General features: G+C 43.7%; 10 protein-coding genes. 8 read left to right on the top strand and 2 right to left on the bottom strand.

The window, feature by feature from the left end; translation table 11 throughout:
* Positions 1–141: 141 nt before the first annotated feature.
* From F6K53_RS29970 to F6K53_RS29955, 4 genes are all read left to right on the top strand, one after another.
* On the top strand, positions 142–558 hold the full coding sequence (locus tag F6K53_RS29970) for an Npun_F0494 family protein (RefSeq protein ID WP_293020857.1): 417 nt from the start codon (positions 142–144) through the stop codon (positions 556–558).
* Positions 559–631: 73 nt separating this feature from the next.
* Positions 632–2,122 carry a cobyric acid synthase CobQ gene (cobQ, locus tag F6K53_RS29965; RefSeq protein WP_075895506.1) on the top strand — a complete coding sequence of 497 codons (1,491 nt, stop codon included), beginning with the start codon at positions 632–634 and terminating at the stop codon, positions 2,120–2,122.
* 159 nt (positions 2,123–2,281) lie between these two features.
* Complete coding sequence (locus tag F6K53_RS29960; protein ID WP_293020856.1) at positions 2,282–2,521, top strand: 2Fe-2S iron-sulfur cluster-binding protein; 240 nt, start codon at positions 2,282–2,284, stop codon at positions 2,519–2,521.
* An 82-nt stretch (positions 2,522–2,603) separates the two neighbouring features.
* On the top strand, positions 2,604–2,816 hold the full coding sequence (locus F6K53_RS29955; RefSeq protein WP_293020855.1) for a hypothetical protein: 213 nt from the start codon (positions 2,604–2,606) through the stop codon (positions 2,814–2,816).
* Here F6K53_RS29955 and mnmA read toward each other — a convergent pair.
* Positions 2,791–3,879 (bottom strand): tRNA 2-thiouridine(34) synthase MnmA, encoded by a 1,089-nt coding sequence (mnmA, locus tag F6K53_RS29950; protein ID WP_293020877.1) that lies wholly within the window; start codon positions 3,877–3,879, stop codon positions 2,791–2,793. The two genes, F6K53_RS29955 and mnmA, sit on opposite strands and share 26 nt — an antisense overlap.
* A 164-nt stretch (positions 3,880–4,043) precedes the next feature.
* Between mnmA and F6K53_RS29945 the strand changes: the two genes are divergently transcribed.
* The 3 genes from F6K53_RS29945 to queF all read left to right on the top strand — a co-directional run bounded on the left by F6K53_RS29945 (position 4,044) and on the right by queF (position 5,349).
* The gene (locus tag F6K53_RS29945; protein ID WP_293020854.1) at positions 4,044–4,409 is read left to right on the top strand and encodes a hypothetical protein; all 366 of its coding nucleotides are present in this window, start codon (positions 4,044–4,046) and stop codon (positions 4,407–4,409) included.
* An 83-nt stretch (positions 4,410–4,492) separates the two neighbouring features.
* On the top strand, positions 4,493–4,915 hold the full coding sequence (locus F6K53_RS29940; protein ID WP_075895512.1) for a hypothetical protein: 423 nt from the start codon (positions 4,493–4,495) through the stop codon (positions 4,913–4,915).
* A 14-nt stretch (positions 4,916–4,929) separates the two neighbouring features.
* Positions 4,930–5,349, top strand: a complete 420-nt coding sequence (queF, locus tag F6K53_RS29935; RefSeq protein ID WP_075895514.1) for a preQ(1) synthase — start codon at positions 4,930–4,932, stop codon at positions 5,347–5,349.
* Positions 5,350–5,425: 76 nt separating this feature from the next.
* Here the strand turns inward: queF and F6K53_RS29930 are convergent, their stop codons facing one another.
* Positions 5,426–6,193: a WecB/TagA/CpsF family glycosyltransferase gene (locus F6K53_RS29930; RefSeq protein WP_293020853.1), complete on the bottom strand. Its 768-nt coding sequence runs from the start codon at positions 6,191–6,193 to the stop codon at positions 5,426–5,428.
* A 1,256-nt stretch (positions 6,194–7,449) separates the two neighbouring features.
* Between F6K53_RS29930 and F6K53_RS29925 the strand changes: the two genes are divergently transcribed.
* Positions 7,450–9,117: an alkaline phosphatase family protein gene (locus F6K53_RS29925; protein WP_293020852.1), complete on the top strand. Its 1,668-nt coding sequence runs from the start codon at positions 7,450–7,452 to the stop codon at positions 9,115–9,117.
* Positions 9,118–9,232: the final 115 nt, after the last annotated feature.

Here is a 9,232-nt window from a genome sequence, read left to right as displayed (position 1 = left end):
GCGTTTGTTGCCCAGTTTTGCCTGGGTCTTGAATAAATTCCAAAATTTCTAGAGTAAACCACCAGAGGTTGGCCTCTAATGTCAAAAAAACCTTAATATAGAAATAATCGGCGGTCAGTATAGTTCTGAGATTTAGTAACTGTGGCAAGAACTTCAATTCAGTCTCAAGGTAGCCAGCCTATTCAATATCCTGACCGAACTACTAAGCGTGCAGAGCAAGCAATGCGCTGTTTGCCATTCCAAATGCCTCTATTGGCAGCGATGCGTTCTAGCAGTGTTCCACTCTTATCTATAGTAGGTCTTGAAGGTGTGGAGAGAAACTACACAACGCGCCCTAGGTCGGAATTGGCAGTAGAAAGCGATTTAATGTGGTTGATTCAAGTGGGTGTATTACGTCGAGAAGTAGACGGTCAGGGAATTACGGATAGTTTTCGACTGACACCTTTGGGTCGTCAGTTGTTAGAAAAGTGGGAACGGCTTGGAGAAACCTTACCTCCACCCTCACTATCAGATCGACTCGATCATACCTTGAATCGCTGGCTAAGATTGTCGGTTTAAATCAAGTTGGTGACAGGGTGATATCTCAAATTATTGATCATCTAGGCTAGTTCTGACGCCCTAACCCTGAATTATGAAAGCGATTATGGTGGTGGGTACTACATCCCACGCAGGAAAATCCTTGATAAGCACAGCTCTATGTCGCCTTCTTTCGCGACAAGGCTGGCGTGTCTGTCCCTTTAAGGGTCAGAACATGGCTCTAAATGCCTATGTGACACCTAATGGCGGAGAAATTGGACATGCCCAAGCAGTACAAGCTTGGGCTGCGGGTGTCATTCCCTGTGTGGAAATGAACCCAATTTTACTTAAACCCCAAGGTGACATGACCTCCCAGGTCATTCTTATGGGTAAAGCCGTAGGGAAGGTTAGTGCTGGGGAGTACTACGAAAAGTACTTTGATAAGGGTTGGCAGGTGATTGAAGAATCACTGCGACGTTTAACCAATGAGTTTGATTTAGTCGTGTGCGAGGGAGCTGGTAGCCCAGTAGAAATTAATATCAAGCACCGCGACTTGACCAATATGCGAGTGGCGCGGTACCTCAAAGCTCCCACCTTGCTGGTGGTAGATATTGACCGTGGAGGGTCTTTTGCTCAGGTAATCGGTACTCTCGAACTCCTCGAACCAGAGGAGAGAGCTTTGATTAAAGGTGTCGTGATTAATAAGTTTAGGGGTCAGCGATCGCTTTTGGACCCCGGGATAAAATGGTTAGAAGAACGCACTGGTATTCCTGTCGTTGGAGTTATTCCGTGGATTGATATACTGTTTCCCGCTGAAGATTCCCTTGACTTACTAGATCGCAACACCAGGAACAAGTCCAATAAGGAAGTCACTATCGTAGTAATTCGTTTACCTCGAATTTCTAACTTTACTGATTTTGACCCCCTCGAAGCTGAACCCAGCGTCTTTTTGAAATATCTGTCACCAAACGAAACCTTGGGATATCCAGATGCAGTGATTCTCCCAGGGACAAAAACTACCATTGCGGACATGATGGTACTCCAAAAAAGTGGCATGGCTGAGCAAATTCAAAACTACGCTGCCTCAGGTGGGACAATTTTGGGAATTTGTGGGGGATTCCAAATGCTAGGCAAAACCCTAGTTGATCCCGATGGATTAGAGGGTAAACAGGGACGTCATCCAGGATTAGGCTTGTTGCCCTTAAAAACCTTGATTACCAGTGGCAAAGTTGCCCGTCAGCGGATGGTGACCTCCAATTATCCCCAAGTTGGCTTACCCATTACCGGTTACGAAATTCATCAGGGGCGTTCGCGACTGCTTGAGGCGGAGATGGGAGATAATAAATCTGCTTATCGAGCGTTATTCGATGACCATGGTTTGGGCATTGTTGACGTGAATCAATCAATTTGGGGCAGCTATCTCCATGGCATGTTTGACAATAGTCCTTGGCGACGTTCCTGGTTGAATCAACTGCGCTCCAGACGAGGGCTACCTTCTCTCCCTACTGGGGTTGTCAACTATCGGGAACAACGAGAAGCGCTTTTGAATTCACTGGCTGATACTATCGAATCTCATCTTGATTTAACCCCGATTTTAAGGTCTTAGACCGTTAACTATCAGATTAGTTTTTTCAAAAGTAAAAAGTAAACTTGAGAAGGGAAAATGGAAACTGGAAAATCGTTAAGGGAAATTATAAATTAAAACTTAAACAATTAACTAAAAAATTAACAATAAAAAACTAACAGATGAAATGACTAATCAAACATGAGTGTAAGCGTTCGCTTTCTACCAGATGATGTGACAGTTGAGGCCGAAGTCGGAGAACCCATCCTTCTAGTGGCTGAACGTGCTGGTGTGTTCATTGCCACAGGTTGCCTGATGGGTTCTTGTCATGCCTGTGAGGTAGACATAGAAAATGGACCGACTGTCTGTTCTTGTATCACTGCTGTACCTGCAGGTTATGAACAGCTGACGATTAATCTCTACTCTGACACGAATTGGTAGTCTATAAATACCATGGCAATTGGCTTTGGTCAAGGTCACTATTAGAATTTAGAATTTAGAATTTAGAATTTAGAATGGTGAATTGGGAATTCTACATTATCAATTCACCATTCTGCATTCTGACAGACAACCTTGGCCAAAAGGCCACGCGCTTCGCAGCAAAGCGGGACGAAGTCCATCGCGTTCAACCTACCCTACACCGAATCGCCTTGGGTTAACAACCTTGAACCTTGGCCTTTGGCCACGCGATCGCGTTCAACCTCCAACCTTCAACCTTCAACCAATTTGCCATTAGCAATTTTCTCTGGTAACTGCTCAATAATGCCACCTCCAAGCACCAGCTCCCCGTCATACAGAACAGCAGCCTGTCCTGGGGTGATGCTGAATTGTGGTTCATCGAACACTAATTTGATCCGATTTCCTTCTAGAGGAATCACATTCACAGGTACAGCAGGTGAGCGATAGCGAACTTGCACAGAAGCTCGAATCGGAACAGTAGGTTCCTGAATCGATACCCAATTGACCCGATGAACCGTACATTCAGGTTGGGTGGCTTGGTGGCGTTCCCCTACAATTACCCGATTCCTGGCTGCATCCAGGGCAATCACATACAAGGGATTGGGAGCAGCTATACCTAGCCCTTTCCGTTGTCCAATGGTGTAGTGGTGAATTCCCTGATGTTGCCCTACCACATTTCCATCCAAGTCCACGATGTCACCTGTGGTTTGGGAAATATACTTGTCCAGGAACTTCTGCATAGAACCGTGGGATTCGATTAAACACAAGTCCTGACTTTCTGGTTTATCAGCAGTCTTGAGATTATACTCAGCAGCAAGGCGTCGCGTTTCTGTTTTCTTCAGTTCTCCCAAAGGAAATAGGGAAGCCGCCAGCAGGTCTTGAGTCAAGTCATACAGGAAGTATGACTGGTCTTTTGTCAAGTCTAGTGCTCGCCGCAATTGATAGCGATCGCATTCGGCATCATAAGTAATCCGGGCATAGTGACCTGTGGCTATTTTATCAATCCCCAATGTCTCATGGGCATAGGTCAGCATCGGACCAAACTTCACTGCCTTGTTGCACTGAGAACAAGGCAGTGGAGTAATCCCCGATTGGTAACCTGACACTAAGTAATCCACAATGTTTTCCTGAAAAACATCGCGACTGTCCACAATATGGTGGGGAATCCCTAATTGTTCACAGATAAACGCTGCATCGACCATTCCCTCAGAGCAGCATTGACCCTTCCCTTTCATTAACCAAAGGGTCAATCCTACAACTTCGTATCCTTTGTGATAGAGGGTGGCGGCAGCTACGGAACTGTCTACCCCACCAGACAAGCCAACGACAACTTTATTCATCAACTCAACAGATTTCTGCCTTAGGGAGGTATTGCATTGTATAGTATTATTGTAGTCCTCCTGACCCTTAAGTCCTTCTACCTTAAGTCGAGTGGGCAAAGTGGGATTTCACTCCTATCCTGGAATCATAGAGTATTAGGATAACTCTGGGAGTATCAGTGTTCATGGCTGGTTTTGGAAATTTGGTTCAAAAAGCGTTTTATCTAGGCGTCGGTATAGCTGCAGCAGCAGGGGAGAGAGCTGGGGGAACCTTGTCCGAAGTGCGAGGTCAAGCTCAGAAACTGGTAGATGAACTGGTAGAAAAAGGGGAGATGACTACCGAGGAAGCCCGTAAACTGGTTGAAGATTTAGTGCAACAGGGGCAACAGCAATCCTCTCAAGCTAACCCTAATGATCCTAAACCTGAGCCGCGCCGGATTGAGATTATTGCTGATGAAGAAGAATCAGCACCACCTGAAGAGCAGAATGTTGACAAACTACGCGAGCAGGTGCAAGCTATGCAAGAAGAATTACGTCGGCTCAAGCGCTAACTTATAGCACTTATCTAGCACTTATAATCAACTTGTCAACAACACTGGTTTAGCACATCATGGTGGTTGAGTAACTATTTACTATGGAAGATGATTGGTCTAAAAGTATTTATGAAACCCTGGAATCAGTGGCTAATATGGTCGATGAGTTCTTCGAGGGTGTCAGTGAGGTGGTTGAGGAGTTTGCCAATGAAGTTGAGGAGTTTGCCAATGAGGTAGACAATGCCATTGGTGCGGAAATTGACCAGTGTTTGCAAGAGATTGTTGAACCGTTTGTTGAGATTTATTTTGACTTTGAGGTTATGGTCAGTGAAACAGACGAGGATTTTCCTGATTCCGTGACACCATCCTCACAGAAACATCCCGCTTGCATAGGTTGCCGTCATTATCACGGTCAAGCCTACGGTGGAAATTTATTAGTCTGCGCTATGCATCCCTATGGTTGGGACACAGAAGATTGTCCTGACTGGGAATCCCATCCTAGAAATTCCTCAAATCGTTTCTAATCCTAGCAAAACCAATGAGTAATTCCTTTACCCAGGAACAAGCATCACCAGAAGTAGACACACCCCAGATTAAATACGGTGAACAGGAGATTGCCCAAGCAAAACTTATTACCTTTCCCAATCCCCGTATCGGTCGTCCCTATCACATAAACATCACCTTACCGGAATTTACTTGCAAGTGCCCGTTTTCTGGTTATCCGGACTTTGCCACGATTTACATCACCTACGTTCCCAATCAACTGGTGGTAGAACTAAAGGCCCTTAAGTTGTATATCAATACATACCGCGATCGCTACATCTCCCATGAAGAGAGTATCAACCAAATTTTAGATGACTTCGTAGCCGCCTGTAACCCGGAAGATGTCACCATCAAGGGGGATTTTAACCCACGGGGTAATGTTCACACCGTTGTAGAAGTGCGACACCAAAAGTAATCGGTACAAAGGTCATAGGTAATCTTGAGGATCCAGTAAACAATTCCGATATAAACGGAAAATATAGCACTTGCGATCAATTCAGATTGACCCTAGGTGGTGGCAACATAGAACTCTTGAGTTTTTGTTTCAACACTAACCAAAGGAAGACCGGAGCATCAAACAGGTATCGCCGCCACAACCGTCGGGGTTCAGATAATAGCCTGTGTAACCATTCCAATCCTACCTCACTCATCCATACAGGCGACCTTGGTTTAGTGCCTGCTTCAAAATCAAGGGTGGCACCTACTGCCATGAAGATTTTAATGTTTGGTAATTGATCTTTGTACTTGTGTATCCACTTTTCTTGTTTAGGCGAACCAACTCCCACAGCTAGTACTGTAGCTCCAGAGTTGTTAACCATTTCTATGATTTCTTGGCATTCAGCTTCATTCTTCTCAAATCCGAATGATGGGGAGTGCGCAGCGATAACAATTTCTCTGCCAACTCTAGCATTGACATTTTCTTGAGCTTGTTTAGCGACTCCTTCTCGTCCACCTAAGAGAAATATTTTAATAGTTTCATTGTTTCTGTGATAATCATAAAAAGCTGGAAAAAAGTCAGATCCAGAAATTTTTTCCTGTATGGGTGACCCCAAGAACCTCGACGCATAATACACAACTTTACTATCACATAATCTATAATCGGCAATTCGATATGCCTTCATGAATTCAGGGTCTTTTTGTAGCTTTACTAAGTGATCGACATTGGGAGTAAAAATAACCCCGCTATCGAGCCGCTTTAAAAGCTCTGACTTTGATATATTATCAATCTCTAAGTTTAGGATTTTGACTATTTCTCTCATGTTTAACCTTTTTACGATGTCTCTCCTAGCTAAGGGATAAGCACTAAAAACAGCCAAGCTTTTCCCAACAATCTTCAGTCTTGGAGCCGAACTCAGTCAATTGGCCATTTACCGATCGGCTAACCAAGTTAGCTTGATACTGTTTCGAGCAAGATTTTATTTGGGAAAGAATAAAATTACATTATCACAGTTTTAGTAATTTGACTATAAATTTGACTATAGTAGCTCTGAAAAATTGGTAAATACCCTTTTGTCTAGATAGCTGAACCTATAGATCTCCTCTAATTAAACAACAGTAATCCCTTGATGTAGATTACACCAGGGGTTGAAACTATCTCAGGAATTTGACATAAATCTATTTTAGTATTAGCATTAAACTCTAGTTCACTGTTTTAAGAAGCGATGAATTATCGTTCATGACAGTGTTAATTATTTCACGAAATATTTAATCTAATTGTCACAGCATGAACTAGATCGTATCGAGGGGAGAATTGGTTACTAATCATAACATTCTAGATTAGAGTCAACTCTGATTGAATCAATCAGGCTGTCTGTCTGGGAATGATTCAATTTTCCATCCTCCTAGTAACTTTCGTTCTGCTTAGAGTTTAAAACCCTCAACTAATGTTATCTCTATAATCCTTAGAAAAGGTAGCCTTGTCTAGGCTTTATTTAGGCTTTATTTAAGCTTTATTTAGATGTTATGTATTAGGGAATTAATTTAATTGAAATTACTTGTTTTTACTGTTGCACAAGTCCTCCTTTATGGTTGATTGATGATTAGTTAATGGTGGATTTTACCATTAATATCATAGCCTATAGGCGAGTCCAGGCTAGTATTTTCTCTGAGCTTAATAAAATCTTTAAATAGTCTTCATCGACTCTACATAAATGAGCTAACGATGGTAATTTTTACTGATCGCGAGTCGTTGTGTTGATCAGGTAGTCTTGATCAGGTTTATGCTTTATTTTAAGAAGATTTTTTAGCAGGGAGGAGCTCGCCAGCCGAGTCTGAGAATTAGTCGAGCTAACAAATGCCTCAACTCTTTGCTACTTATAGAATGAGACTAAATAGTGTGATCGATAGCAGTAGTCTTTACAGAAACTTTATAAAAGTCTACTCTAAGATTCATCGATCCTTCAACCTTCATCTATGTGAAGCCGACTATCGTTATTTGTAAGGTTAGATGCTGAGCTAAACTAGGCAAACTAATTAACCTACCAGAAAACTATCCACACATCTACCAACCACAACAATGAGAAACCCAGTAATTGCCATTGGCTTGGATGCTGCCGACCCTGCCTTGATAGAGCAATGGATATCTCAAGGGCATCTGAAAAATCTGCGTCGCTTACGAGAACAGGGATCTTACGGACGTCTAAAGACATACGAATACTACCGGGCTGAGACTCCGTGGACAACATTCCTCACTGGTTGTACTCCTGAGCAAACAGGGTACTGGGCACCTCTGAAAATTAAGGAAGGCACTTACGAAGTAGAAGACATTCAAGCCTACGACTTTGCTGAGTATCAACCCTTCTATGCCTTGGGAGATGACTATCGGGTGGCAGTCTTTGATATACCTCAAGCTCCCCTGTCCAATCAGGTCAATGGGTTGCAAGTCCTTGCTTGGGGAGCTCACTCTCCTCAGACTCCCAGTCATTCCATACCCAAATCCTTGCTACAGGATTTGATTGATAAGCATGGTGAGCATCCTGTCTTACGCAAAGACCATGCCAGTATTATGGATGTGGAAGCACTCAAGGGTCTTCAGGCACAACTGGAGATTGGTATCGCCCGCCGGGGTGCCATTTGTCAAGACTTGTTGCAGCAGATGCCGTGGGATTTCTTCTTAACAATCTTTGGTGAAACCCATACTGCAGGGCATTACTTCTGGCACCTGAGTCAGCAGGATCATCCTCTCTACCCATCTGTAGGTGCTAAATGCCCTGGAGATCCCGTGTTAGAAATTTTTGAAGCTATTGACGAAGCCATTGGTGGAATTTTGAGCAAAGCCCCGGATAATGCCCAGGTCGTAGTATTTGCTGCCCATGGTATGGGGTCTAACGTCATGGATCTACCGAGTATGTTGTTCCTGCCAGAATTTCTCTATCGCTGGAGTTTCCCAGGTAAATATGGCATTGGTCGTGGCAACTATGGTCAACCCCCAGAACCCCTAGTCAATGATGCCAGGGCGAAAAAGGGTTGGATGGGGAAAGTGTGGAGCCTCAAGCATGAATCGAATCCACTCAAAGGTTTTTTAAGACGTCAACTCCCTACCAAACTTTTCAATCCTATCGCACCCTTGTTTGGTTCCACTCCTGGACCAGATCTCATTTCTCCGTTCAAGATGCAGGCAGAATCCGATCCATTCTTTTTCCAGAGTCCATCGTGGTACCAACCCTGCTGGCCTCAGATGAAAGCATTCGCGCTGCCTAGTTATTCGGAAGGATATATCAGGATTAATCTCCAGGGAAGGGAACCTCACGGTATTGTCCCCCCTGATCAGTACGATGCTGTATGTGAGGAATTGACTCAAAAACTTTACCAGCTTAAAGATGCTCGCACTGGGGAACCAATGGTGAAGGAAATTATCCGCACCCGCCAATCGGCAACTGAAACTGGTCCGAAATTACCTGATGGTGACTTAGTCGTGATCTGGCAAGAAAAATATGCCACTGACGTAGTAGATAGTCCCGATATTGGACGCATTGGTCCAGTTCCCTTTAATCGTACTGGTTCTCACCGCTCTGATGGCTTTTTGGTGATTCAAGGACAAGATATTGAGCCAGGTTCTAGTTTACCAGCTGGTCATTCTCTAGATTTAGCCCCCACTATTCTGAATTTGATGGGAGCGCCGATTCCTGACTATTTTCAAGGTAAGCCCCTCTCGGCAATTAAAGAAACTGTTGTGGCTGGTTAACTGAAAATTAACTAGTGACTAATTTTAATTAGTCGCAAAGGGAATTGAGTGTTTTCTGTTCAGTGTTTTTTGTTGAATGTTGTTGAGTGTTGATCGTAAGTCAACACTCAAACAC

Source organism: Moorena sp. SIO4A1 (assembly GCF_010672065.1).
Lineage (GTDB): Bacteria > Cyanobacteriota > Cyanobacteriia > Cyanobacteriales > Coleofasciculaceae > Moorena.
This window is presented reverse-complemented; position numbering and strand designations above follow the sequence as displayed.

What these genes read in the sequence shown, in the direction of transcription:
- cobQ (WP_075895506.1), top strand. Translation starts at nt 632, where the DNA reads ATGAAAGCGATTATGGTGGTGGGTACTACATCCCACGCAGGAAAATCC.
- F6K53_RS29960 (WP_293020856.1), top strand. Translation starts at nt 2,282, where the DNA reads ATGAGTGTAAGCGTTCGCTTTCTACCAGATGATGTGACAGTTGAGGCC.
- mnmA (WP_293020877.1), bottom strand. Translation starts at nt 3,879, where the DNA reads ATGAATAAAGTTGTCGTTGGCTTGTCTGGTGGGGTAGACAGTTCCGTA.
- F6K53_RS29945 (WP_293020854.1), top strand. Translation starts at nt 4,044, where the DNA reads ATGGCTGGTTTTGGAAATTTGGTTCAAAAAGCGTTTTATCTAGGCGTC.
- F6K53_RS29940 (WP_075895512.1), top strand. Translation starts at nt 4,493, where the DNA reads ATGGAAGATGATTGGTCTAAAAGTATTTATGAAACCCTGGAATCAGTG.
- queF (WP_075895514.1), top strand. Translation starts at nt 4,930, where the DNA reads ATGAGTAATTCCTTTACCCAGGAACAAGCATCACCAGAAGTAGACACA.
- F6K53_RS29930 (WP_293020853.1), bottom strand. Translation starts at nt 6,193, where the DNA reads ATGAGAGAAATAGTCAAAATCCTAAACTTAGAGATTGATAATATATCA.
- F6K53_RS29925 (WP_293020852.1), top strand. Translation starts at nt 7,450, where the DNA reads ATGAGAAACCCAGTAATTGCCATTGGCTTGGATGCTGCCGACCCTGCC.